At 61.3% G+C, this 24,837-nt stretch carries 17 protein-coding genes and 1 other RNA gene; 11 read left to right on the top strand and 7 right to left on the bottom strand.

All coding sequences use genetic code 11. The annotated features are described in order from the left end of the window. Positions 1 to 8: 8 nt before the first annotated feature. The gene (gene dacB, locus BFP96_RS22050; RefSeq protein ID WP_065887863.1) at positions 9 to 1,469 is read right to left on the bottom strand and encodes a D-alanyl-D-alanine carboxypeptidase/D-alanyl-D-alanine endopeptidase; all 1,461 of its coding nucleotides are present in this window, start codon (positions 1,467 to 1,469) and stop codon (positions 9 to 11) included. A gap of 237 nt (positions 1,470 to 1,706) precedes the next feature. Here dacB and BFP96_RS22045 point away from each other — a divergent pair, with 237 nt between their 5' ends. Beyond that, positions 1,707 to 2,051, top strand: coding sequence for a YggL family protein (locus BFP96_RS22045; protein WP_057721210.1), 345 nt, complete (start codon positions 1,707 to 1,709; stop codon positions 2,049 to 2,051). A gap of 37 nt (positions 2,052 to 2,088) precedes the next feature. Here BFP96_RS22045 and BFP96_RS22040 read toward each other — a convergent pair whose 3' ends face one another. After that, positions 2,089 to 3,279: a benzoate/H(+) symporter BenE family transporter gene (locus BFP96_RS22040; RefSeq protein WP_065892352.1), complete on the bottom strand. Its 1,191-nt coding sequence runs from the start codon at positions 3,277 to 3,279 to the stop codon at positions 2,089 to 2,091. A gap of 361 nt (positions 3,280 to 3,640) precedes the next feature. Here BFP96_RS22040 and BFP96_RS22035 point away from each other — a divergent pair, with 361 nt between their 5' ends. Continuing rightward, positions 3,641 to 4,405, top strand: coding sequence for a GntR family transcriptional regulator (locus tag BFP96_RS22035; protein WP_065887865.1), 765 nt, complete (start codon positions 3,641 to 3,643; stop codon positions 4,403 to 4,405). A 139-nt stretch (positions 4,406 to 4,544) separates the two neighbouring features. Here BFP96_RS22035 and guaD read toward each other — a convergent pair whose 3' ends face one another. The 4 genes from guaD to xdhA all read right to left on the bottom strand — a co-directional run bounded on the left by guaD (position 4,545) and on the right by xdhA (position 10,658). Next, positions 4,545 to 5,849 (bottom strand): guanine deaminase, encoded by a 1,305-nt coding sequence (guaD, locus tag BFP96_RS22030; RefSeq protein WP_065887866.1) that lies wholly within the window; start codon positions 5,847 to 5,849, stop codon positions 4,545 to 4,547. A 7-nt stretch (positions 5,850 to 5,856) separates the two neighbouring features. Next, positions 5,857 to 6,699, bottom strand: a complete 843-nt coding sequence (gene xdhC / locus BFP96_RS22025; RefSeq protein ID WP_065937010.1) for a xanthine dehydrogenase accessory protein XdhC — start codon at positions 6,697 to 6,699, stop codon at positions 5,857 to 5,859. Between the two features lie 118 nt (positions 6,700 to 6,817). Next, positions 6,818 to 9,217: a xanthine dehydrogenase molybdopterin binding subunit gene (xdhB, locus tag BFP96_RS22020; RefSeq protein WP_065937009.1), complete on the bottom strand. Its 2,400-nt coding sequence runs from the start codon at positions 9,215 to 9,217 to the stop codon at positions 6,818 to 6,820. After that, complete coding sequence (gene xdhA / locus BFP96_RS22015; protein ID WP_065937008.1) at positions 9,210 to 10,658, bottom strand: xanthine dehydrogenase small subunit; 1,449 nt, start codon at positions 10,656 to 10,658, stop codon at positions 9,210 to 9,212. The genes xdhB and xdhA overlap by 8 nt, the downstream gene beginning before the upstream one ends. A gap of 280 nt (positions 10,659 to 10,938) precedes the next feature. Between xdhA and BFP96_RS22010 the strand changes: the two genes are divergently transcribed. The 9 genes from BFP96_RS22010 to BFP96_RS21970 all read left to right on the top strand — a co-directional run bounded on the left by BFP96_RS22010 (position 10,939) and on the right by BFP96_RS21970 (position 24,175). Then, positions 10,939 to 11,598: a GntR family transcriptional regulator gene (locus tag BFP96_RS22010; protein ID WP_065937007.1), complete on the top strand. Its 660-nt coding sequence runs from the start codon at positions 10,939 to 10,941 to the stop codon at positions 11,596 to 11,598. Between the two features lie 2 nt (positions 11,599 to 11,600). After that, positions 11,601 to 15,089, top strand: a complete 3,489-nt coding sequence (smc, locus tag BFP96_RS22005; protein WP_065937006.1) for a chromosome segregation protein SMC — start codon at positions 11,601 to 11,603, stop codon at positions 15,087 to 15,089. A 258-nt stretch (positions 15,090 to 15,347) separates the two neighbouring features. After that, entirely contained in the window at positions 15,348 to 16,211 is an 864-nt protein-coding gene (zipA, locus tag BFP96_RS22000) for a cell division protein ZipA (protein ID WP_065892358.1), read from the top strand. Positions 16,212 to 16,297: 86 nt separating this feature from the next. Beyond that, positions 16,298 to 18,655, top strand: coding sequence for an NAD-dependent DNA ligase LigA (ligA, locus tag BFP96_RS21995; protein ID WP_065937005.1), 2,358 nt, complete (start codon positions 16,298 to 16,300; stop codon positions 18,653 to 18,655). A 74-nt stretch (positions 18,656 to 18,729) separates the two neighbouring features. Continuing rightward, positions 18,730 to 19,896, top strand: coding sequence for a zinc-binding metallopeptidase family protein (locus tag BFP96_RS21990; protein ID WP_065937004.1), 1,167 nt, complete (start codon positions 18,730 to 18,732; stop codon positions 19,894 to 19,896). A 273-nt stretch (positions 19,897 to 20,169) separates the two neighbouring features. Beyond that, positions 20,170 to 20,266: signal recognition particle sRNA small type (ffs, locus tag BFP96_RS21985), an RNA gene on the top strand. 151 nt (positions 20,267 to 20,417) lie between these two features. Further along, positions 20,418 to 22,379: an AAA family ATPase gene (locus tag BFP96_RS21980; RefSeq protein ID WP_065892361.1), complete on the top strand. Its 1,962-nt coding sequence runs from the start codon at positions 20,418 to 20,420 to the stop codon at positions 22,377 to 22,379. A gap of 157 nt (positions 22,380 to 22,536) precedes the next feature. Continuing rightward, entirely contained in the window at positions 22,537 to 23,583 is a 1,047-nt protein-coding gene (locus BFP96_RS21975; protein WP_065887876.1) for an N-acetylmuramidase family protein, read from the top strand. Position 23,584: 1 nt separating this feature from the next. Next, a complete protein-coding gene (locus tag BFP96_RS21970; protein ID WP_065937003.1) occupies positions 23,585 to 24,175 on the top strand; it encodes a hypothetical protein in 591 nt (196 codons plus the stop codon). A gap of 198 nt (positions 24,176 to 24,373) precedes the next feature. Here the strand turns inward: BFP96_RS21970 and BFP96_RS21965 are convergent. Further along, the coding region (locus BFP96_RS21965) for a LysR substrate-binding domain-containing protein (RefSeq protein ID WP_256549183.1) at positions 24,374 to 24,837 on the bottom strand (464 nt) is incomplete at its 5' end.

Below are 24,837 nucleotides of genomic sequence, written 5' to 3'. Positions count from 1 at the left end.
CCGGTGCTCTAGAGCACCGGCGCGGCTGCCACTGCTTTCGGCTGGCGATACAGGTCAAGCAGCACCTGGTCCAGCACCGACGACGCCCCCCACGGCTTGGAATCGTTGAGAATCGCCACCACCGCCCAGGTGTTGCCATTGTTGTCGCGGCTGAACCCGGCGATGGCGCGCACGGTGTTCAAGGTGCCGGTCTTCACATGGGCTTCACCGCGCATGGCGGTGGTCTTCAGGCGTTTACGCATGGTGCCGTCGGTGCCGGCGATCGGCAGCGAGCTGATGTATTCGGCGGCGTAGGGGCTTTTCCAGGCCGCTTGCAGCATGGCCGCCATCTCACGGGCGCTGACTCGTTCGGCGCGGGACAGGCCGGAACCATTCTCCATCACCAGGTGTGGCGCGGTAATGCCTTTCTTCGCCAGCCACTGACGCACCACGCGTTGCGCGGCCTTGGCATCGTCGCCATCGGCATCGTTGCGAAACTGCGCACCCAGGCTCAGGAACAGTTGCTGGGCCATGGTGTTGTTACTGTATTTATTGATGTCGCGGATGATTTCCGCCAGGTCCGGCGAGAACGCACGGGCCAACACTTTGGCATCCTTGGGCACCGGCGCCTGGATATCGCGGCCCTGGATGGTGCCGCCCAACTCCTTCCAGATCGCACGCACGGCGCCGGCGGTATAGGTGGCATGGTCGAGCAGCGACAGGTAGGTCTGCGAACTGCAACCGTCCGCCAACTGGCCACTGACGGTCACGGTCACACTGCCATCGGCGGCGGTCACCGGGCTGTAGCGTACGTCGCCGGTGCACTGTTTGGCGTTGGAGACTTTCACCTGGTTGTCGATGCGAATGCTCGCAATCGGCGGCTCGACCGACACGATCACCCGCCCGGCATCATTGCGCGTCACGAAGCGCAGGGCCTTGAGGTTCACCAGCAGGGCATCGGGCTTGACCAGGAACGGCTTGTTCTCGTCGTTGCCGTCGTCATTGAACTCCGGCAATTGGGGCTGCTGGAAGAAGTTGCGATCCAGGACCAGGTCGCCGGTGACCTGTTGTACGCCGTTGGCGCGCAGGTCGCGCATCAACAGCCAGAGTTTCTCCATGTTCAGCTTGGGATCGCCGCCGCCCTTGAGATACAGGTTGCCGCGCAACACGCCGCCACTGAGTACGCCGTCGGTGTAGAACTCGGTTTTCCACTGATGGTTGGGGCCGAGCATTTCCAGGGCCGCGTAGGTCGTCACCAGTTTCATGGTGGAGGCCGGGTTCACCGAAACGTCGGCATTGAACACGGTCGGCGTACCGGGGCCGTTCAAGGGCAACATCACCAGGGACAGGGCGGTATTTTGCAGTTTGGCCTTCTGAAGGGCCTGGGCAACACTGGGGGGCAGGGTGTTATTGACGGGGGCGGCGGTGGCATGCAGGGCCAATGGCAGAAGAACACCGGCGAGGAAAACAGAACGCAACGATTTGATCATAAAAAATAAGACCCTACTGCTGAGGAGGGTGAAAAAGGCGAGGGGTATACAAGAAAAATCCCTCATTGGTCATGAAAGTGTCGGCATTATGCCCCAAGCCGAGCTTACTTGTAGCTGAACGATAGCGGGTAATCCGGGTTTTTTTATCGGCCAAACGCCGCCCGTCCCAGAGAGTCGGGCAATTGCCGCCTTAAACTGCTAAAGTGCCGGCCGTTATTACTTAAGAGGATTGTTCCAATGGCGACTAACCGTTCCCAGCGTCTGCGCAAAAAACTGTGCGTTGATGAATTTCAAGAGCTGGGTTTCGAACTGAACCTGGACTTCAAAGAAGGCCTGAGTGAAGAAGCTATCGACGCTTTCCTCGAAGCATTCATCAAAGAAGCCATGGAAGCCAACGGTCTGGGTTATGTCGGCGGCGATGACTACGGTCTGGTTTGCCTGCAGAAGCGTGGCTCGGTCAACGAAGAGCAGCGTGCTGCCGTTGAAGCCTGGCTGAAAACCCGTTCCGAGCTGACCAAGGCTGAAGTCAGCCCGTTGCTGGACGTGTGGTATCCGGAAAAGCCGATCAACGCGGCCAAGTGATACTAAACAAAACGGCGACCTGAGGGTCGCCGTTTTTTTATGCCTTGCGCCCGTTCAGAATCAGCAGCGTCAACACTCCCGCCACAATCCCCCAGAACGCCGAACCAATGGAAAACAACGTCAGGCCTGACGCGGTGACCATGAAGGTGATCAACGCCGCTTCCCGCTCCCGGGGCTCACTCATGGCGATGCTCAGGCCATTGATGATCGAGCCGAACAACGCCAGTGCCGCAATCGACAGCACCAGTTCCTTGGGCAACGCGGCGAAGAGCGCCGCCAATGTGGCGCCGAACACCCCGGCAATCCCGTAGAACACCCCGCACCAGACGGCTGCGGTGTAGCGCTTGTTGCGGTCTTCGTGAGCGTGCGGCCCGGTGCAGATCGCCGCGCTGATGGCCGCCAGGTTGATGCCGTGGGAGCCAAAGGGCGCCAGCACCAGCGAGGCGAGGCCGGTGCTGGTGATCAATGGCGAGGCCGGCACGGTGTAGCCGTCGGCGCGCAGCACGGCGACCCCCGGCATGTTCTGCGAGGTCATCGCCACCACGAACAGCGGGATACCGATGCTGATGGTCGCCGCCAGCGAAAAGTGCGGTGTGGTCCATACCGGTGTTGCGACTTCCAGATGAAAACCGCTGAAATCCAGCAACCCCATCAAGCCCGACAGCAGGGTGCCGCTCACCAGTGCGGCCAGCACCGCATAACGCGGCGACAGGCGCTTGATGATCAGGTAAGTGAAAAACATCCCCAGCACCAGGCCGGTGCGATGCTGCGCGGCGACGAAGATTTCACTGCCGATCTTGAACAGGATCCCCGCCAGCAACGCCGCCGCCAGGGACGCGGGGATACGCTTGACGAGTTTTTCAAAACTGCCGGTCAGCCCGCAGAGGGTCACCAGCACTGCGCAGGTGATGTAGGCACCGATGGCCTCGCCGTAACTGACGCCGCCCAGGCTCGTGATCAACAGCGCCGCGCCGGGTGTCGACCAGGCGATGGTGATCGGCGTGCGATAGCGCAGGGACAGGCCGATGCTGCATACCGCCATGCCGATGGAAATCGCCCAGATCCACGAGGAAATCTGCGCCGTGGTCAAACCGGCGGCCTGTCCGGCCTGGAACATCAGCACCAGCGAGCTGGTGTAGCCGGTCATCATCGCGATGAAACCGGCGACGATGGCCGAAGGTGAAGTGTCGGCCAGCGGGCGCAGCGGCGCTTGGGTGGCGTCGGTCATGAAAGGGTGTTCCTTTTACCTGACTCCGCACGCGGTAGGAGCGAGCTTGCTCGCGAAAATCGCCAACGATAACGCGGGCAATCAGATTAAACGCGGCGCCCTTGGGTTCTTCGCGAGCAAGCTCGCTCCTACAGTGGGATGTCGTTCATGGGAAATCGTGGAATCAAGCCTAAACTCAAACGTAACGACCCATTGCAATACAGCCGGCGCCGCAAACAGCCGTACAGTGTGTTGGCGCATTGGGTTGTGTACAATGTGCCGTGTTTTCAGGCGATACTTGCCAGCGACTCCCTGTTGCCGTATTACCTTAAAGTTGTCGTATTACCGTTAATTCGCCGCCGTTCTCCCTACCCGAGTGCCCATGAACGAACAGTTGCAACCTCTCAAGAAACAACCGCGCGCCGGCAAGACCGGTCGCAGCGGAACCCAGGACGATATCGTCTACGCGCATATCTTCGAGGCGATCCTCGAACAACGCCTGGCACCTGGCACCAAATTGAGTGAAGAGGCACTGGGCGAAATCTTCGGCGTGAGCCGTACCATCATTCGCCGCGCGTTGTCGCGCCTGGCCCATGAGGGTGTGGTGTTGCTGCGGCCCAATCGTGGCGCGGTCGTCGCCAGCCCGAGCGTCGATGAAGCCCGCCAGGTGTTCATGGCGCGGCGTCTGGTGGAGCGGGCAATCACCGAGTTGGCAGTGCAGCACGCTACCGCCGAGCAACTGGCCGAGTTGCGCCAGATGGTCAACGACGAACGCGACAGTTTCTCCCGTGGTGACCGTGGCGCCGGTATTCGCCTCTCCGGCGAATTTCACCTGAAGCTGGCCGAAGCGGCGAAGAATGCGCCGCTGATCAGCTTCCAGCGCAGCCTGGTGTCCCAGACCTCATTGATCATCGCCCAGTACGAAAGCGGCAACCGCTCGCACTGTTCCTACGATGAGCACACCCAGTTGATCGACGCGATCGAAGCCCGGGATGCGGTACTGGCGGTGGATTTGATGATGCATCACATGGATCACATCGACAGCAAGCTCAACCTCGATGAGGAAAGTGCATCGGATGATTTGCATGCGGTGTTCTCGCATCTGTTGCAGACCAAGAAGGCGGGGCGCTCTTCGGTAAAACTGTAATTTCCCTGATTCACCGGGGATAAAAATGTGGGAGGGGGCTTGCCCCCGATAGCAGTGTGTCAGTCAATGCATAGGTTGGCTGATCCACCGCAATCGGGGGCAAGCCCCCTCCCACATTGGTTTTTTGGTGCCTCTGAAATTAGCGTTGGTGCACCAGATTGCCGGCCGCGTAGGTCTGCAATACCGCCCGATCATCCCCCAGTGTCATCAGCACAAACAACGTCTCGGCAATGTTATTGGCCTGCTTCAAGCGGTAGCTGAGCAGCGGCGTGGCGTTGTAGTCCAGCACCAGGAAGTCCGCGTCCGTGCCCGGCTGCAAAGTGCCGATCCGGTCTTCCAGGCGCAACGCCCGCGCGCCGCCCAGGGTGGCCAGGTACAGCGACTTGAACGGGCTCAACCGCGCGCCCTGCAATTGCATGACCTTGTAGGCTTCATTCAGCGTTTGCAGCAGCGAGAAGCTGGTGCCGCCGCCCACGTCGGTGCCCAGGCCGACATTCAGTGTGTGCTTCTCGGCCATCGGCAGGTTGAACAGGCCACTGCCGAGGAACAGGTTCGACGTCGGGCAGAACGCCACGGCCGAGCCGGTCTGCGCCAGCCGGGCACACTCGTCGTCACACAGATGCACGCCGTGGGCAAACACCGAGCGTTCGCCCAGCAATTTGTAGTGGTCGTACACATCCAGATAGCCTTTGCGCTCCGGGAACAACTCCTTCACCCATTCGACTTCCTGCTTGTTCTCACTGATGTGGGTCTGCATGTACAGGTCCGGGTACTCGCCCAGCAGTTGCCCGGCCAGCGCCAGTTGCTCCGGCGTGCTGGTCGGCGCAAAGCGCGGCGTGACGGCATAGTGCAGGCGGCCCTTGCCGTGCCAGCGCTCGATCAGCGCCTTGCTTTCCTGGTAGCCGGATTGCGGCGTATCGGTCAGGTAGTCCGGCGCGTTGCGATCCATCATCACCTTGCCGGCGATCATGCGCAGGTCGAGTTTTTCGGCCGCTTCAAAGAACGCGTTTACTGACTGCGGATGCACACTGCCGAACACCAGCGCGGTGGTGGTGCCGTTGCGCAGCAGTTCCTTGATGAAAATGTCCGCGACTTCCTCGGCGTGGGCCTTGTCGGCGAACTGGCTTTCACAGGGGAAGGTGTAGGTGTTGAGCCAGTCCAGCAACTGCTCGCCATAGGCGCCGACCATGCCGGTCTGCGGCAGGTGGATGTGGGTGTCGATCAGGCCGGGGGTGATCAATGCATCCTGGTAGTGAGTGATATCGATGTCAGCGGGCAACGTCGGCAGCAAGTCGCTGGCGTGGCCGAGCGCACTGATCTGGCCGTTATCGATCACCAGCAGGCCGTCTTCGAAATATTCGTAGGACGCTTCAATGCCCACGATGGCAGGGTCGTCGATGCTGTGCAGGATGGCGGCGCGGTAGGCTTTGCGGGTCAAAGGCATGGTGATCTCAATTGATAGCTTGGCTGCGGCGTGACACCGGCAGCAATTTGGCAATGGGTTCGGCGCTGGCGGTGTGCTGGCCGAAATTGGCGTTATAGGTGGCGATGATTTCGCCGGCGATGGAGATGGCAATCTCCACCGGCAATTTGCCCTTCACCTCGGTCAGGCCCATGGGGCAGCGCATGCGTTGCAGTTGCGCGGCATCGAAGCCGCGATCGCGCAGGCGGTGTTCGAACTTGACGCGTTTGGTCCGGGAGCCGATCAGGCCGAAGTAGGCAAAATCATTGCGCTTGAGCAGGGCGGCGGTGAGTTCCAGGTCCAGCGCGTGATTGTGGGTCATGACGATGCAGTAACTGCCCGCCGGCAAGTCGGCGATTTCGTCGACCGGCTCTTCGCTGACGATTTTACGCACGCCTTGCGGGATGTTCTCCGGGAATTCCTGCTCACGGGCATCGATCCAGCGCACCCGGCACGGCAGGCTCGCCAGCAACGGCACCAGCGCACGCCCCACGTGGCCGGCACCGAATACCGCGATGTGCGCCTGCACCTGGCCCATCGGTTCGAACAGCAGCACGGTGACGCCACCACAGCACTGGCCCAGGCTCGCGCCGAGGCTGAAGCGCTCCAGGTGGGTGTTCTGCTGGCCACGGGCGAGCATCTCGCGGGCGATCTGCATCGCCTTGTATTCCAGGTGCCCGCCGCCGATGGTGTCGAAAGTCTGCGCGGCACTGATTACCATCTTCGAACCGGCGTTGCGCGGCGTGGAGCCGAGCTCTTCGATGATGGTCACCAGTACGCAGGGCTCGCCCTGGTTCTGCAGGTCGGCGAGGGCGCTGATCCAGTTGTTCATAGTCACCTCTTGTGGTGTCTGTCAGGCCGTCATCGGGGGCAAGCCCCCCTCCCACACTTGAAGGTATTCACAGTTCAAAATGTGGGAGGGGGCTTGCCCCCGATGGCAGCGCCTCGGTCTAGAGCGAAGCCAACTCGGTTTCGGTATCCACCGCCACAGCGGCGCTCAACTTGCGCATCTGCTCACACCCCCACAACACCCGCTCGGGCGTGGCCGGCGCGTCGATCTTCGGCTGCTGGCGATAGTTACCCAGGCTCGCCACCGCATCCTTGATCGCGCACCACGAAGCAATCCCGAGCATGAACGGCGGCTCGCCCACGGCCTTGGAATGGAACACCGTGTCTTCCGGGTTCTTGCGGTTTTCCACCAGCTTCACCCGCAGGTCCAGCGGCATGTCGGCCACCGCCGGGATCTTGTAGCTGGCCGGGCCATTGGTCATCAGCTTGCCCTTGTTGTTCCACACCAGCTCTTCCATGGTCAGCCAGCCCATGCCCTGGATGAACCCGCCTTCCACCTGGCCGATGTCGATGGCCGGGTTCAACGAGGCGCCCACGTCGTGGAGGATGTCGGTGCGCAGCATCTTGTATTCGCCGGTCAGGGTGTCGACGATCACCTCGCAGCAGGCCGCGCCGAAGGCGAAGTAATAGAAAGGCCGTCCGCGCGACTGGCTGCGGTCATAGAAAATCTTCGGGGTCTTGTAGAAGCCGGTGCTCGACAGCGAGACCTGGGCGAAATACGCCTGCTGGATCAGCGCCTCGAAGCTCAGGATCTGCTCACGCACGCGCACATGGCCGTTGCGAAATTCCACATCCGCTTCGCTGACGTCGTACTTGCGTGCGGCAAATTCCACCAGGCGCTGCTTGATGGTTTCGGCGGCGTTCTGGGCGGCCTTGCCGTTCAGGTCGGCACCGCTGGACGCCGCGGTTGGCGAGGTGTTCGGCACTTTGTCGGTGTTGGTCGCGGTGATCTGCACGCGGTCGATGTCGACCTGGAACACTTCGGCCACCACCTGGGCGACCTTGGTGTTCAGGCCCTGGCCCATTTCGGTTCCGCCATGGTTCAGGTGAATGCTGCCGTCGGTGTAGATATGAATGAGCGCGCCGGCCTGGTTGAGAAAGCTCGCGGTAAACGAGATGCCGAATTTGACCGGGGTCAGCGCCAGGCCCTTTTTCAGGATCGGGCTGTGGGCGTTGTACAGGCGAATCGCTTCGCGGCGCTCGGCGTATTGGCTGCTCGCCTCCAGCTCGGCGGTCATTTCTTCGAGCATGTTGTGCTCGACGGTCTGGTAGTAGTGGGTGACGTTGCGCTCGGTCTTGCCGTAGTAGTTGGCCTTGCGCACGGCCAGTGGGTCCAGCGCCAGATGGCGGGCGATGGCGTCCATCACTTCCTCGATGGCGACCATGCCCTGGGGGCCGCCGAAGCCACGATAAGCCGTGTTCGAAGCCGTATTGGTCTTGCAGCGATGGCCGTTGACTGTGGCATCGCCCAGGTAATACGCGTTATCGGCGTGGAACATCGCGCGGTCGACAATCGAGTTGGACAGGTCCGGCGAACAGCCGCAATTGCCGGCCAGCTCCAGGTTGATGCCGTTCAAACGGCCGTTGTCGTCAAAGCCCACGTCATATTCGATGTAGAAAGGGTGGCGCTTGCCGGTCATCAGCATGTCTTCGACCCGCGGCAGGCGCATCTTGGTCGGTTGCCCGGTGAGGCGTGCCACCACCGCGCACAGGCAGGCGGGGCTGGCGGCCTGGGTTTCCTTGCCGCCGAACCCGCCGCCCATGCGGCGCATGTCGACGACGATCTTGTTCATCGACACATCCAGCACTTCGGCCACCAGTTTCTGCACTTCGGTGGGGTTTTGCGTGGAGCAGTAGACGATCATGCCGCCGTCTTCGGTGGGCATCACCGAAGAAATCTGCGTCTCCAGGTAGAAATGCTCCTGGCCGCCGATATGCAGCGTGCCCTGGATACGGTGTTTCGCGCTCGCCAGCGCGCCGGCCGCATCACCGCGTTGATGGGTATGGCTGTCGAGCACGAAGTGTTTGTTGCGAAACGCCTCGACCACATCCAGCACCGGCTCCAGGTCTTCGTATTCGATCACCGCCGCCATCGCGGCTTTACGCGCGGTCTCAAGATCGCGGGCGGCCACGGCCAGCACCACCTGGCCGACGAACTGCACGGTGTCGATGGCCAGCAACGGATCGCCGGGCATCAGCGGGCCGATGTCCTTGAGGCCCGGTACGTCTTCGTGGGTAATCACGATGCGCACGCCGTCGAAGGCATAGCAGGGCGCGGTGTCGATGCTGAGGATTTTCGCGTGGGCGCGGTCGGACATGCGCGCATACAGGTGCAACTGGTTGGGAAATTCGAGGCGGTCGTCGATGTACTGCGCCTCGCCGCTGACATGCTTGGCGGCGCTGTCATGCTTGACGCTGCGGCCGACGCCGGAGGTCAGGTCCTGGGCGAACAGCTCGGCCAGTTCGGCCTGGGTTTTTACCACGGCGTGATGGTTAGACATAAGCGGTCACCCGAGTCTCGATGTGCGGCGTTTGCAGTTCGATGAAGTATTTGCGCAGCAGGTTCTGCGCGCTGAGCAGGCGGTATTCCTTGCTGGCGCGGAAGTCCGACAGCGGGGTGAAGTCCTCGGCCAGGGCGGCGCAGGCTTTTTCCACGGTAGCGGCGTTCCAGGTGGCGCCGACCAGTACCGTTTCGCAGTGCCTGGCGCGCTTGGGGGTAGCGGCCATGCCGCCGAAGGCGACGCGGGCCTCGCTGATCACACCGTTGTCGAGCTTCAGGTTGAAGGCGGCGCAGACGGCGGAAATATCGTCGTCCAGGCGCTTGGACACCTTGTACGCGCGAAACAGTGAATGGCCCTTGGGCACGATGATCTTCTCGATGAATTCGCTGTCCTGCCGGGCAGTGACGCGGTAGTCGGTAAAGTAGTCTTCCAGCGCCAGGGTGCGGCGTGTCTGGCCCTTGCACAGCACAATCTGCGCACCGAGGGCGATCAGCAGCGGCGGCGAATCGCCGATGGGCGAGGCGTTGCCGATATTGCCGCCCAGGGTGCCCTGGTTGCGGATCTGCAGGGAGGCGAAGCGGTGCAGCAAGTCGCCAAAATCGGGGTATTCGTGGTGCAGTGCGGTGTAGCAGTCGGAGAGGGCGGTGGCGGCGCCGATTTCCAGGCGGTCGTCGAAGGATTCGATGCGCTTCATTTCTTCGATATTGCCCACGTAAATCATCACCGGCAGGGTGCGATGGAACTGCGTGACTTCCAGCGCCAGGTCGGTGCCGCCGGCCAGCAGGCGGGCTTGCGGGTAGGCGTCGTAGAGATCGGCCAGGTCGGCGACCGTCAACGGCACCAGGCAGCGTTTGTCGCCGCTGTTGAGTTCGCCGGTTTGCGTCGGCGCAATCGCCTTGAGCTGCGCGATGGTCTGGGCTTCACGGCTGTCGAACTGGTCCTGGGGCTTGTTGCAACAGGCCTGTTCGGCCGCCGCCAGAATCGGGCGGTAACCGGTGCAGCGGCACAGGTTGCCGGCCAGGGCTTCGTGGGCTTTCTGGCTGTCGGGCGCGTCGCTGTTCTTTTGCAGGGCAAACAACGACATCACGAAGCCCGGGGTGCAAAAGCCGCACTGCGAGCCGTGGCACTCGACCATCGCCTGCTGCACGCTGTGCAGTTGGCCCTGGTGCTTGAGGTCTTCGACACTGATCAGTTGCTTGCCGTGCAACGACGAGACAAAGGTCAGGCACGAATTGAGGCTGCGATAACGGATCTGCTCAACGCCTTGATCGTTGCGGTGCAACTCGCCGACCACCACGGTGCACGCACCGCAGTCGCCGCTGGCGCAGCCTTCCTTGGTTCCGGATTTGCCCACATGCTCACGCAAATAGTTGAGCACGGTCAGGTTGGGGTCCAGGGCGTGCTCGCTACGGAGTTCCTGGTTAAGTAAAAACTGGATCACGGAAGGCCTCGCAGACTCATTATTGTTGTTAACCGCTTTGCGCCGAATCTAGTCATGTCTGACTTTTCGGTCAATGGTTTTCTGACCTAAGGGTCAAGAAAATCCGGTCACAACACATTCAATTATGGTCCAGTCTTCTGGAACCGTTGTTTTCAGGGGCTTATGGCGGTTCAGGCTTGCGTGTTTCATGCCAAATTCGCCACCGTGGGCGTAGCGCCATCAGCGGGCCAATGCGCTACACTGCCGCGCTTGTACCGATAGAAGATTTTGAAGGGAAAACATGACGTTCAAGGCGCCGGACAGTCTCGCCGAGCAAATCGCTCACCACCTCGCCGAACGTATCATTCGCGGCGATCTCAAGCCTGGGGAGCGGATCCAGGAACAGAAGGTCACGCTGGCGCTGAATGTCAGCCGTGGTTCCGTGCGCGAAGCCTTGCTGATCCTCGAACGCCGGCACCTGATCGCGATCCTGCCGCGCCGTGGCGCTCACGTCACCGAACTCACCGCACACAAGGTGCAGAGCCTGTGCACGTTGATGGGCGAGATGTACATCCTGCTTGGCAATGCAGTGGCCGAAGGCTGGCAGACCCAGGCCGACATGGCGCCATTCCTGCAAATCCAGCAGCGCCTGATGGCCAGCTACGAGCGCCAGGACATCCGTGCCTTTGTCGAAGAAAGCTTCAATGTGATGCGCGCCGCGTACCCCTTCGCCAACAATCCGTACCTGCAGGAGACCGTCGAGAACCTGCAGCCGGCGATGAACCGCGCCTATTACCTGGCCCTTGACCAGCGCAAGGCGGAAATGAGCGAGTACCTCGCGCTGTTCGAACAACTGCTCGCTGCCGTGCTGGCCCGCGACCTGACGCAGATCCGCCTGGTGCTGTCGGCTTACTGCCAGCGCAGCAGCTCGCTGGTCATCGCAGCGTTGGCGGACGCCTAAACGTGCGGCTCAAGTGCATCAAACTGGCGGGGTTCAAATCCTTCGTCGACCCGACCACGGTGAACTTCCCCAGTAACATGGCGGCGGTGGTCGGGCCCAATGGCTGCGGCAAGTCGAATATCATCGACGCCGTGCGCTGGGTGATGGGCGAGAGTTCGGCGAAAAACCTGCGCGGCGAGTCGATGACCGACGTCATCTTCAACGGCTCCACCAGCCGCAAACCGGTGAGCCAGGCCAGCATCGAGCTGGTGTTCGACAACTCCGACGGCACCCTGGTCGGCGAGTACGCGGCCTACGCGGAAATCTCCATTCGCCGTAAAGTCACGCGCGACAGCCAGAACAGTTATTTCCTCAACGGCACCAAATGCCGTCGACGCGACATCACCGATATCTTCCTCGGCACAGGCCTGGGCCCGCGCAGCTATTCGATCATCGAGCAGGGCATGATCTCCAAGCTGATCGAAGCCAAGCCCGAAGACCTGCGCAACTTTATCGAGGAAGCAGCCGGCATCTCCAAATACAAGGAGCGCCGCCGCGAGACCGAAAACCGCATCCGCCGCACCCATGAAAACCTCGCCCGCCTGACCGACCTGCGCGAAGAGCTGGAGCGCCAGTTGGAGCGCCTGCACCGCCAGGCCCAGGCGGCCGAGAAGTATCAGGAGTACAAGGCCGAAGAGCGCCAGCTCAAGGCACAACTGTCGGCCCTGCGCTGGCAGGCGCTGAACGACCAGGTCGGCCAGCGTGAAGCGATCATCGGCACCCAGGAAGTCAGCTTTGAAGCGCTGGTGGCCGAGCAGCGCAACGCCGACGCCAGCATCGAACGCCTGCGGGACGGGCACCATGAACTGTCCGAACGCTTCAATCTGGTGCAGGGCCGCTTCTATTCGGTGGGCGGTGATATCGCCCGGGTCGAACAGAGCATCCAGCACGGCCAGCAACGCCTGCGCCAGTTGCAGGACGATCTGAAGGAAGCCGAACGCGCACGCCTGGAGACCGAATCGCACCTGGGCCACGACCGCACCTTGCTGCTGACCCTGGGCGAAGAGCTGGACATGCTCACCCCCGAGCAGGAAATCACCAGCGCCGCCGCCGAAGAAGCCGCCGCCGCCCTGGAAGAAGCCGAAACCGGCATGCACGGCTGGCAGGAGCAGTGGGATACGTTCAACCTCAAATCCGCCGAACCGCGCCGCCAGGCCGAGGTGCAGCAGTCGCGTATCCAGCAACTGGAAACCAGCATGGAGCGCCTGGCTGAACGCCAGCGCCGCCTGCAGGAAGAGCGCGTGTTGCTCGCCGCCGACCCGGAAGACGCGGCGATCATGCAGTTGAGCGAGCAACTGGCCGAAAGCGAAATGACCCTCGAAGAGCTCGAGGCCAGCGAAGCGCAGCAAGTGGAGCGCCTCGAGCAATTGCGCCAGCAATTGCACACCGCGACCCAGGCGCAGCAACAGGCCCAGGGCGACCTGCAGCGCCTCAACGGGCGGCTGGCCTCATTGGAAGCCTTGCAGCAAGCCGCGCTGGACCCCGGCACCGGCACCGCCGAATGGCTGCGCGACCAGCACCTGGCCGAGCGCCCGCGCCTGGCCGAAGGCTTGAAGGTTGAGGCCGGTTGGGAGCTGGCGGTGGAAACCGTGCTGGGCGCTGATCTGCAAGCGGTGCTGGTGGATGATTTTGGCGGCTTCGACCTGGCCGGTTTCACCCAGGGCGACCTGCGCCTGCTCAGTCCCGCAGCCGATGGCACGCGGGTGCCGGGCAGCCTGCTGGACAAGGTCGAGGCGGCGATTGACCTGTCGCCGTGGTTGGGCCAGGTCAAACCGGTCGAATCACTGGAGCAGGCCCTGGCCCAACGCGGCCAGTTAGCGGCCGGCGAAAGCCTGATCAGTCGCGACGGCTATTGGGTCGGCCGCCATTTCCTGCGCGTGCGCCGTGCCAGTGAGGCCGAAAGCGGCGTATTGGCCCGTGGCCAGGAAATCGTCAACCTGAGCGCCGAGCGTGAAGAGCGCGAGGCCACCCTCGAAAGCCTGGAAACCGAACTGCAAACCCTGCGCGCCACCCAGCGCCAGCAAGAGACCGGCCGCGAACATCTGCGCCGTCTGTTACAGGACGAAGCGCGCCAGCAAGGCGAATTGAAAGCGCAACTGTCGGCGAGCAAAGCCAAGGTCGAGCAACTGACCCTGCGCCGCACCCGCCTTGACGAAGAAGTCGCCGAAATGGGCGAGCAGCGTGTCCTGGAGCACGAACAGATCGGCGAAGCGCGCCTGCTGTTGCAGGAAGCCCTCGACAGCATGGCCCTGGACACCGAGCAGCGCGAACTGTTGCTGGCCCAGCGCGACAGCCTGCGCGAACGCCTCGACCGCGTGCGCCAGGAAGCCCGCCAGCACAAGGACCACGCGCACCAACTGGCGGTGCGCCTCGGCTCGCTGCGCGCCCAGCACACGTCCACGGCCCAGGCCCTTGAGCGCCTGGAGATGCAATCGGAACGCCTCACCGAAAAGCGCGAGCAACTGAGCCTCAACCTGGAGGAGGGCGAGGCGCCGCTGGAAGAGCTGCGCCTCAAGCTTGAAGAGTTGCTCGACAAGCGCATGAGCGTCGACGAAGAACTCAAGACCGCGCAGATCGCCTTGGAGGACGCCGACCGCGAACTGCGCGAGGCTGAAAAGCGCCGGACCACGGCCGAACAGCAATCCCAGCTGATTCGCGGTCAGCTCGAACAACAGCGCATGGAGTGGCAAGCCCTGACCGTGCGCCGTAAGACCCTGCAGGACCAGTTGCTCGAAGATGGCTACGACCTGCACGGCGTATTCAACACGCTGACCGCCCAGGCCAACGAAAAAGACGCCGAAGAAGAACTTGAGCGCATTGCCGCGCGTATCCAGCGACTGGGCGCGATCAACCTCGCGGCCATCGATGAGTACCAGCAGCAGTCCGAGCGCAAACGTTATCTGGATGCCCAGAACGCCGACCTGGTCGAAGCGCTGGACACCCTGGAAAACGTGATCCGCAAGATCGACAAGGAAACCCGCAACCGCTTCAAGGATACCTTTGATCAGATTAATGGCGGTTTACAGGCGTTATTCCCAAAAGTTTTCGGTGGTGGCAGTGCCTACTTGGAACTGACGGGCGAAGATCTACTCGATACAGGGGTAACGATCATGGCGCGGCCACCGGGCAAGAAGAACAGCACCATCCATTTGTTGTCTGGCGGCGAAAAGGCCCTGACGGCCCTGGCCCTGGTATTTGCCATCTTCAAGCTGAACCCGGCGCCGTTCTGCATGCTCGACGAAGTCGATGCACCGCTGGATGACGCTAACGTTGGACGCTACGCTCGGCTGGTCAAGGAGATGTCCCAGACGGTGCAGTTCATCTATATCACCCACAACAAGATCGCCATGGAAATGGCCGATCAGTTGATGGGCGTGACGATGCATGAGCCGGGCTGTTCGCGTTTGGTCGCCGTCGATGTGGAAGAAGCGATGGCGATGGTGGAATCCTGAGGTCTGTCAGGAAGGAATTTTACAGCACGCTGTAGGATGGTTTACCGGTCTGGGAAAAGTGGCAAATGGACATATTTGCTCAAGGCATTTTGACAGACGGTGTAAAGTTATCTTTGGTCGTGCTAGTTTAATGTCAATTTTTCGTATGCGTGGGCAAAACGTCAGTCAGAACATAGAGTTGGCGCCACGTTTTAAAGCGGTTTGCACGGTGCTAAACCCCTTATTTTTCAGCATTTTTTATTAGAGGCACGGGATTACATGGAAATCGGTCTGCGCGAGTGGCTGATCGTCATCGGCATCATTGTCATTGCCGGTATTCTTTTTGATGGCTGGCGCCGCATGCGCGGTGGCAAGGGCAAGCTTAAATTTCGCCTGGACCGAAACCTGTCCAACTTACCTGACGACGACGGCAGCGCCGAGCTGCTGGGGCCGCCCCGTGTGCTGGATACCCACAAGGAACCGCAGCTGGACGAGCACGACTTGCCGTCGATGAGCGCGCCGGTGCGTGAAGCCCGGGAGCCGTCGTCCAAGCGTGGCAAGCGCGGCAGTGCCGGCGTGGCCGAGCCGCATCAGGGCGACCTGAACCTGGACGTCGACGAAGGCCCGAGCTTCAGCAGCCGCGACGATGATTTCCCGGATGAAAACGGCGGCAAGGCCCCATCGCGCCAATCGGTCAACGATCAGCCGGCCGCTGAAGAAGTGCTGGTAATCAGTGTGATCTGCCGTGATGCCGGTGGCTTCAAAGGCCCGGCCCTGTTGCAGAACATCCTTGAGAGCGGCCTGCGCTTTGGCGAGATGGATATTTTCCATCGTCACGAAAGCATGGCCGGCAACGGCGAAGTGCTGTTTTCCATGGCCAACGCGGTCAAGCCCGGCACCTTCGATCTGGACGACATCGACCTGTTCAGCACCCCGGCGGTCAGTTTCTTCCTCGGCCTGCCAGGCCCGCGTCACCCCAAGCAAGCGTTCGACGTGATGGTGGCTGCGGCCCGCAAGCTGTCCCAGGAACTCAACGGCGAGCTCAAGGACGACCAACGCAGCGTCCTCACCGCCCAGACCATCGAGCATTACCGTCAGCGCATCGTCGAGTTCGAGCGTCGCGCCCTGACACAAAAACGCTGAGGATTACGCCTCGGCGTTGTCGGATAGAATAAGCGCACTACCATTTGAGCAGCTTCGGCTGCTCTTTTGCTTTTTGAGAGAACACCATGACCGCCGCCCATACCCGCATCCTCGAACTGCGCGCTGAACTGGATCAGCACAATTACCGTTACCACGTCCTTGATGAGCCGAGCATTCCGGACGTTGAGTACGACCGCCTGTTCCATGAGCTCAAAGCCCTGGAAGCCGAACATCCGGAACTGGTGACGCGTGATTCGCCGACACAGCGGGTCGGCAGCGCGGCGTTGTCGGCGTTTACTCAAGTCAGGCATGAAATCCCGATGCTCAGCCTCGGTAACGCCTTCGATGAAGCGACCATGCTGGAATTCGATCGCCGGGTGACCGAGGGCCTGGATCTGCCGGCCGGGGACTTGTTCGCCAGTGTCGAATACAGTTGCGAGCCGAAGCTGGATGGCCTGGCGGTCAGCCTGTTGTATCAGGATGGCGAACTGGTGCGCGGCGCCACTCGTGGCGACGGGACCACCGGCGAAGACATCAGCGTCAATGTGCGCACCGTGCGCAACATCCCGTTGAAGCTGCACGGCAGCGGCTGGCCGGCCACCCTGGAAGTGCGCGGTGAAGTGTTCATGTCCAAGGCCGGTTTCGAGCGCCTGAACGCCTCGCAACTGGAAGTCGGCGGCAAGACCTTCGCCAACCCGCGCAATGCGGCGGCCGGCAGCCTGCGCCAGCTGGATTCGAAGATCACCGCCAGCCGCCCGCTGGAATTCTGCTGCTATGGCATCGGCCAGGTGACGGCGGACATCAGTGACACCCATATCGGCAACCTCAAGCAGTTGCAAAAGTGGGGCATGCCGATCAGTCATGAACTGAAACTGGCCAAGGGCATTCAGGAATGCCTGGACTACTACCGCGACATCGGCGAGCGGCGCAACAGCCTGTCGTACGAGATCGACGGGGTGGTGTTCAAGGTCAACAGTATTGCCGCCCAGCGGGAACTGGGCTTCCGCGCCCGTGAGCCGCGCTGGGCCATTGCGCATAAATTCCCGGCCATGGAAGAACTGACCGAGTTGCTCGACGTGGAATTCCAGGTCGGTCGTACCGGCGCCGTCACGCCCGTGGCGCGGTTGAAACCGGTCAAGGTCGCCGGGGTGACCGTGTCCAACGCCACCCTGCACAACATGGACGAAGTGGCGCGCCTGGGCCTGATGATCGGCGACACGGTGATCATCCGCCGCGCCGGGGATGTGATCCCGCAGGTGGTCTCGGTGGTTACCGAGCGTCGTCCTGAACATGCCCGTGCGGTGCAGATCCCCGAAAGTTGCCCGGTGTGCGGCTCCCACGTGGAACGCACGCAACTGGTCAAGCGCAGCAAGGGCAAGGAAACCGTCAGCGAGGGCGCGGTATACCGCTGCGTCGGGCGGCTGGCCTGTGGCGCGCAGCTCAAGCAGGCGATCATTCATTTCGTCTCGCGCCGCGCCATGGACATTGACGGCCTGGGCGACAAGACCATCGAACAACTGGTGGATGAAAAACTCATCGGCTCGCCGGCCGACCTCTACAAACTCAAGTACGAGCAGATCATCGACCTGGAAGGCTTTGCCGATATTTCCAGCAAAAAGCTGATCGCCGCCATCGAAAACAGCAAGACGCCGACCCTGGCGCGGTTTATCTACGCCCTGGGCATTCCCGATGTGGGCGAGGAGACCGCCAAGGTGCTGGCGCGCTCCCTGGCGTCCCTGGAGCGGGTGCAGAAGGCCTTGCCGGAAGTGCTGACGTACTTGCCGGACGTGGGCCTGGAAGTGGCGCACGAAATCCACAGCTTCTTTGAAGACAGCCATAACCAGGAGGTGATTGGCGCGCTGCTGTCGCCCGATGAATGCGCCCTGCAATTGCAGGAGCAGGGCGACCTGAGCGCCGAGTTCGCCGCCAGCACCACCCTGGGCGGCCTGCTCGACAAGCTGCACGTGCCCTCCGTTGGGCCGGGTGCGGCGCAGAAACTGGCGGACAAGTTCGGCAGCCTCGAAGGCGTGATCAAGGCCGACTGGCTGGACATGCGCCAGGCCCTGCCCGAGAAGCAGGCCAAGGCCGTGCGCGACTTTTTTGATAGCGAAGACAACGCCAACCGCGCCCTGGCCATCGAGCAGCAGCTCAAGGACTTCGGCATGCACTGGCAGAGCGAGAAAAAGGTCGTCGAAGGCCTGCCGGAAGCCGGACACACCTGGGTGCTCACCGGCTCCCTGGAGTTGATGAGCCGCGACGTGGCCAAGGACAAACTCGAAAGCCTGGGCGCGAAGGTGGCCGGTTCCGTTTCGGCCAAGACCCACTGCGTGGTGGCCGGGCCGGGCGCCGGTTCCAAATTGGCCAAGGCCAGCGAACTGGGGCTCAAAGTGCTCGACGAAGAGGCGTTCGTCGCTTTCCTCGCCAAGCACAACATCTCCGTCTGACGATCGTTCCCACGCGTGGGAACGATCCTGCGAGGGAAATGATCTAGTCTCAGTCACCCCTGGGAGAGATCGCCATGTTTCGCTACTTCGAGCAACTCAGCACGCGCATCGCCGCACCGTTCATGGCCGGATCCTCGCGTAACAGCAAGGTATGGCAATGCCGCTGCGGCCAGTCCTTGTTCTTTCGCAACAGCCAGTGCCTGGCCTGCTCGGCGCTGCTGGGCTACCACCCACAGCAAAGCCGCTTGTCTTCACTGCAACCAGGTCCGGTGGCTGACACCTGGCTGCTGGACGCCGACCTCGACGCAGGCGCCTTTCGCCGCTGCGCCAACCTCCAGACCCCGGCGGCCTGTAACTGGCTGATTCCGGCGCACAGCACCTCGGCCCTGTGCGTAGCGTGCAGCCTGAACCGCACCATTCCGGATTTGTCCATCGCGGAAAATCCCGAGCGCTGGCGCAAGGTGGAAACCGCCAAGCGCCGACTGGTGGCCCAACTGATCAGCCTGGGCCTGCAGGTGGTGCCCAAAAGCGTCAACGAAGACACCGGCCTGGCGTTCGACTTCGTCGGCATCGACCTGCAAGGCAATGCGCCCACGACCGGTCACGCCAACGGCCTGATCACCCTCGACATCAAGGAAGCCGACGACGCCCATCGTGAAAAGGTTCGCGTACAGATGCACGAGCCCTATCGCACCTTGCTCGGTCACTTCCGCCATGAGGTCGGCCACTATTACTGGGACCGCCTGATCGCCAACAGCCACTGGCTCGAGCCGTTTCGCAACCTGTTCGGCGACGAACGCGCCAGTTACGCCGACGCGCTCGATCAGCACTACCAGAACGGCCCACGCCCGGACTGGCAGCAAACCTGCGTCAGCGCCTACGCCACCATGCACCCCTGGGAAGATTGGGCCGAGACCTGGGCGCACTACCTGCACATGATGGACGCGGTCGACACCGCCCTGGGGTTTGGCATGAGCGCTCGGGAGATGGACCTCGATTACCAGCCGTTTCCCCTGACCACCCTGTACGACCCCGAACACCCTGGTGGAGCGGCATTCCTCTCCTTCGTCAACGCCTGGATCGAACTGGCCGGCATGCTCAACGAACTGTCCCGCGCCATGGGCCAGCCGGATTTCTACCCCTTCGTGCTGCCGCCAGCGGTGATTGCCAAGCTGCACTTTATCCACTTGGTCATCCAGGAGGAGGGCGGCAGGGCCGATGAGGTCCTGCAGGCACAATGATGAAAAAAATGTGGGAGGGGGCAAGCCCCAATGCCAGTCTGTAGGAGCGAGCAAGCTCGCGAAAAACTCACAGGCACCGCGTTAATTCAGAAAGCACGCGTTATCGTTGACGTTTTTCGCGAGCAAGCTCGCTCCTACAGAGTGGCTGGGAGAGCGTCATCATTGAAGGCTATGGCAAGTACTTGAAGCTTCTCATTTTTTACGGTTGTAACTTCCGATCAGATCGGTACAATGGCCCCGCTTGCCGAGAGGCCAGCGTCGTTATGGTGACCCCATCGGTCCCCCCGCAACGATTACCCGTGAACCTGGTCAGAGCCGGAAGGCAGCAGCCACAGCGGGAACATTGTGTGCCGGGGTGTGGCTGGTGGGGTTGCCTCCATAACGCTCCCTCCTGTAATACCCTCCCAGAAAAATCTCAGTTATTCAGCCAGTCATCTGTGACGCTTATTGCGCAGTGCATGACGACCCTTCCACGACTGGTGGCATACTCCCAAGCGTCTCTCTCCTGGCCATGAGGCTGTATGCACTCGGAACATTTTGATTTATCCAGCCCCGTGTTCTTGCCGATCACCGATGAAACCTGTGCGGGTTTGTTGGGTTCTGACGGTGCGGGTGCGCTGCTGGCCCTGAGTGAGCCGGAGTTGGCCGCTGTGTTGGTTATCCAGAATCTGGCGCAAATGCCGGAACACGAGTTGAGTGCAGTGGGCGCTGAAAGGGTGCTGGCCAAACTGATTGGCTGGGCGGCGCAGGGCAGGCATTCGGCCGCTGTGAGCTTGCTGTCGGAGGCACAACGGTTGTTTGACCCGCGCAAGCTGTACTTCGGCCTCAATGTGGTCAAGAGCCTGAAGTTGCGTTTTCTGTTAGCGGATGAAGTCCAGGCGCGAGAGTATTTATTGCCCGACGGCCAATGGGACGTCGAGTACAAAGTCCGTCACCTCAAGACCAACAATCCCTTCCGCCAGCAGATGGTCACGCCCAGGCACCGCGAGCGCTGGTTGAGCGCCGAGCAGGACAAACTGGTCCGCACCTTTCGCGCCAACCTGAACGAAGACCTGCACGTGCAAGGGTACGCCGGCATTGGCAAGAGTCATCTGCTGGTGGCGCTGATGGAGCATCTGCGCCCCGAAAAGACCTTGTTGCTGGCACGTACACCGGCAAAGCTGGAAACCCTGCGCGCGCGCATGGTGGGCGTGCGGGAGAGAAAGGCCGGGCAAACCTTCCACGGGTTTGCCCACGTCTTGTTACATGGCCCAAGGTCACAGCCGTTGGCTACCCAAGGACGTGTCCCGAGCAAGCAGGCACTGGCGCAGGAATTGAACATCTTCGGTTTTCGTCATCTGGAAGGGCAGGCGCTGCTGGATGTCTGCCTCAAGGTGCTTGAAAACTACTGCGGCTCACGGGACTACAGCCTGTCGGCCAAACATCTGCCGCACTTCAAGCAAGCGCTGTCCAGCGTTGATGCCAAGGTACTGGTCGAATACTCCAGCCGGTTATGGCGCTACCTTGAGGCGAATCCGGCCTGGAACGCTCACACCGGGTTTGAAGCGTTATTGATGATCAAGCGCGCCAGCCTCGCCGGCAGTGTGGTGCCTGAGCGCTATACCCATGTGTTGATTGATGAGAGCCAGGACATTCCAGCGCCCTTGCTGCAAATCATCGAGCGCGGGCGCCAGGTGCTGATCACCCTGGGCGACGAGTATCAGCAGGCCAGTGGGGTGCTGGTCAAGCGCGCCCGCGAGGTTCGCCATACGGATGTGAGCTATAGCGTACGCTCCGGGCGCAATGTCGAGCGCCTGGTCAATCCGTTGATCAGCCAGCACTCGCAGAAAAGCAAGGTGCTCTTCGAGGGCGCACGGGATGCGGATGTCGGTATCGAGCTGTATCCCCAGGGGTTTGTGCCGCCGCCAGGGTGCGTGGTGCTGACCGCGTCCTGCTGGGACACCATGAAGTGGCTCATTCAACTGAGCGAAGAGCGTTGTGCCTGTGCGTTTGCCAGCAGCGAGGCGCAGCAGGATCTCAACTATTTCATGGAAACCGTCATCGCGTTGTTCAAGCCGCAATTCTATGGCAGCGATTACGGCGATCGTGGTCCCCATCCGTTTTTCAGCGATATGGCCGACTGGCAGCAGGTGCGCGACGTGTGCCGGTTCGATGAGGCGTTCCTGTGGGTCGAGGAACAGCTGGAAAAAGGCTTCAACGTGGCCGACGTGACACGCTTGAGCAGGCTCAGCGGCCACCCCGGCGAGCGCTGTTTATTGATGTTGGCGCAAGACGCCGGCGGCATGGAGTTCGAACGGGTCCTGCTCACGCCCGAGTTGCTCACCAATGTGAAGTTCCAGGACGCGTATGCGTTCGATCAGCGCTTGTGCGCGGTGTACATCGCCATTTCCCGCGCCACCGTGCAGCTTTATCTGCCCTATGACGTGGTCGAGTGGATCGACTACCACCAGTATCAGAAGACCCGCGATGTGCATGGCTACTGAGTGATTTATTCTGGCTGATTCACAACTTTCGAAAGCCTCTCTGGACAACCCCCAGGCACCTTGTTAGCTTGCGCCGGTCACTTGTTTCAGAGTACGACAAGGGCGTGGACTTGATATCGAAGCGCAATCGCTTCTTTAACGCACAAGGATGTCCGTCATGAAAAGCCTGCAAGGGTTGCCTCGTCTTATCAGTGCCTCGGTCGGTACGCCCGGTAAAGCCCGCAACTTGCCTGCCGATGTTCAGTGCATCCAGTATCTATTCAACCTGATCATTCCCAAGCTGGGTTTCGCCCTGCCCGAAAACGGCAAATGCGATGGCCAACTGGTGCAGTGCATCAGCCAATACCAGTTCCGTCATCTCAAGTACGCCCACCCCGATGGCGTGATCGACCCTACCGGTCGTACCTTCAACAGCCTGATCGAAGAGGCGTTGAAGGTGCCGGTGACGGCCTTCCCGACGATGCGCATTCCGAGTTTTCTCAACGCCTTTGGCAATAACAATGCCGATGCGGTGCAGGCCACCGTCAATGTCTACCTGAACCAGGTGCGTGCGGTGATCGAGGCCGAACGGCGTAACCGGCAGTTGATGATGCAGTCCACCTGCGATGGCGGCATGACGCTCAGCGACACGGACTTCCAGAACGCCGCCAAGCAATTGGGTAACGGGATCTCGGTGAATGTCATCAAGGCGTTCGCCACGATCGAGTCGGGCGGGAAGGTGGGCTTCGGGCCGGCAAAGTTGCCGATCATCGCCTTCGAGGGCCATCACTTTCGCAAGTACACCAAGCACATTTACGACCAGTCGCACCCGCTGCTGTCGTACGTCTACAAGAAAAAAGCCGGCCCGCAGTGGCAGGCCAACAACAAGGACCAGGTCAAGGCCTGGGAAACCATGGCCACGGCGTTTGCCCTGGACCAGGAAGCGGCGTTGCTGTCGGCCTCGTGGGGCATGTTCCAGATCATGGGGTTCAATTTCGCGTCTTGCGGATTCAAGACCGTGTTCGAGTTCGTGGCGGCCTTGAAGATCAATGCTGGCAATCAGCTCAAGGCCTATCTGAGCCTGTGCGGCAAAAATACCGCGTTGATGACGGCCATGAAAAACAAGGACTTTACCGCCATGGCGCGCAACTATAACGGTGAGGACTACGGCAACTACGACGTGCTGATGAAGCAGGCCTACGACGTACTGGAAGGGAAAAAATAAGATGATGCGTTTACTGGCGATGGGTGTGTTGTCGTTATGCGTCGTGGTGCCCGTGTTTGCAGGGTCTGCCGCGTTGCAGTCGGGCAAGTACGAAGGGCTGATGCTGGCGGTGACGCCGCAGCAGCAGGTGGAGGGGTTCTACTCGGAAGCGATGGGCGAGGGCGTGACGCGGGGGTGCAGCTTCTTTCTGCAAGGTAAGCCCGAAGCGCTGACCACCTGGCGCGAGGCGGCTTATCCCGGCAGCGTAGCGGCAGCGGCCGACGGCGTGACCCTGACCGTGGAGCAAGGTCGCCAGCATCCAGGTTGCATCAACGTGTTGATGCCGGACATCGCGACGGGCCTGGCGTTGAGCCAGACCGCGCGGAAAAAATGGATAGGCCTGGTGACGGTATCGGCGGAGAAGGCTTACCTGTTGAAAACGCCGGGCGCCAAAGCGACAAAGCGGCCCTACATCGTCAAACATGATGTGGTGGGTGTACTGGCGTTCAAGGACGGCTGGGCGCAGGTGGAATTTATCAATGCTGGCGAGCGTTCGTTCACCGGTTGGATCAGTCGGGACCAGTACGCACGGTTGACTGCACCGAAGATCTAAAAAAAGTGGGAGGGGGCTTGCCCCAATGCCAGTCAGTCAAGGCTTTTGTAGGAGCGAGCTTGCTCGCGAAAAACTCACAGGCACCGCGTTCATTCAGGAAGCACACGTTATCGTTGACGTTTTTCGCGAGCAAGCTCGCTCCTACAGAGGGCGGTGTACGCCTAACTGACTGCAAGCCCACTCCCACATTTGGACTTGTCAGCCGAAGGTTTCGCGCAGCAGTCCGGCGAACGCGTCCCGTGCCAGGTGCCGCTGGGTGTCGGTGTGCCAGAACAGCAGGTTGTCCACGGGCGCCAGCGCTTCGAAGCGATAGGACGCCAACGGGTTGGCCTGCTCATAGCGCGCCAGAATGCCCTCGGGCGCCAACGCCACGCCAATCCCCGCGCTGACGCAACCGATGATCGTGCCCCAACTGGCATAGCTGGCAATCGCCGGCTTGAAGTCCTGAGGCTTGAGCCAGTTTTCCAGGGCGGCGCGGTAGGGGCAGCCGGGCGGCCACACCAATAATGTGCGGCCGGCCAGGTCTGCAGCGCCAGTGATGGGCGCGCTCGACGCGCTGGCGATCAATACCAGGCGTTCGCTGTAAACCACGCTGTGTTCCAGCTTCGGGTGTTTGCCACTGGCGGCTACCAGCGCCACATCGAGGCGATGGTGCTGCAGGT

It is taken from the genome of Pseudomonas sp. 34 E 7, from assembly GCF_900005715.1.
In the GTDB taxonomy this organism is placed as follows: domain Bacteria; phylum Pseudomonadota; class Gammaproteobacteria; order Pseudomonadales; family Pseudomonadaceae; genus Aquipseudomonas; species Aquipseudomonas orientalis_A.
This window is presented reverse-complemented; position numbering and strand designations above follow the sequence as displayed.

What these genes read in the sequence shown, in the direction of transcription:
- guaD (WP_065887866.1), bottom strand. Translation starts at nt 5,849, where the DNA reads ATGCCTTTGACCCGCAAAGCCTACCGCGCCGCCATCCTGCACAGCATC.
- BFP96_RS21970 (WP_065937003.1), top strand. Translation starts at nt 23,585, where the DNA reads ATGATGCGTTTACTGGCGATGGGTGTGTTGTCGTTATGCGTCGTGGTG.
- xdhB (WP_065937009.1), bottom strand. Translation starts at nt 9,217, where the DNA reads ATGTCTAACCATCACGCCGTGGTAAAAACCCAGGCCGAACTGGCCGAG.
- xdhC (WP_065937010.1), bottom strand. Translation starts at nt 6,699, where the DNA reads ATGAACAACTGGATCAGCGCCCTCGCCGACCTGCAGAACCAGGGCGAG.
- BFP96_RS22045 (WP_057721210.1), top strand. Translation starts at nt 1,707, where the DNA reads ATGGCGACTAACCGTTCCCAGCGTCTGCGCAAAAAACTGTGCGTTGAT.
- dacB (WP_065887863.1), bottom strand. Translation starts at nt 1,469, where the DNA reads ATGATCAAATCGTTGCGTTCTGTTTTCCTCGCCGGTGTTCTTCTGCCA.
- BFP96_RS21990 (WP_065937004.1), top strand. Translation starts at nt 18,730, where the DNA reads ATGTTTCGCTACTTCGAGCAACTCAGCACGCGCATCGCCGCACCGTTC.
- BFP96_RS22035 (WP_065887865.1), top strand. Translation starts at nt 3,641, where the DNA reads ATGAACGAACAGTTGCAACCTCTCAAGAAACAACCGCGCGCCGGCAAG.
- ligA (WP_065937005.1), top strand. Translation starts at nt 16,298, where the DNA reads ATGACCGCCGCCCATACCCGCATCCTCGAACTGCGCGCTGAACTGGAT.
- BFP96_RS21980 (WP_065892361.1), top strand. Translation starts at nt 20,418, where the DNA reads ATGCACTCGGAACATTTTGATTTATCCAGCCCCGTGTTCTTGCCGATC.
- zipA (WP_065892358.1), top strand. Translation starts at nt 15,348, where the DNA reads ATGGAAATCGGTCTGCGCGAGTGGCTGATCGTCATCGGCATCATTGTC.
- BFP96_RS22010 (WP_065937007.1), top strand. Translation starts at nt 10,939, where the DNA reads ATGACGTTCAAGGCGCCGGACAGTCTCGCCGAGCAAATCGCTCACCAC.
- BFP96_RS22040 (WP_065892352.1), bottom strand. Translation starts at nt 3,279, where the DNA reads ATGACCGACGCCACCCAAGCGCCGCTGCGCCCGCTGGCCGACACTTCA.
- BFP96_RS21975 (WP_065887876.1), top strand. Translation starts at nt 22,537, where the DNA reads ATGAAAAGCCTGCAAGGGTTGCCTCGTCTTATCAGTGCCTCGGTCGGT.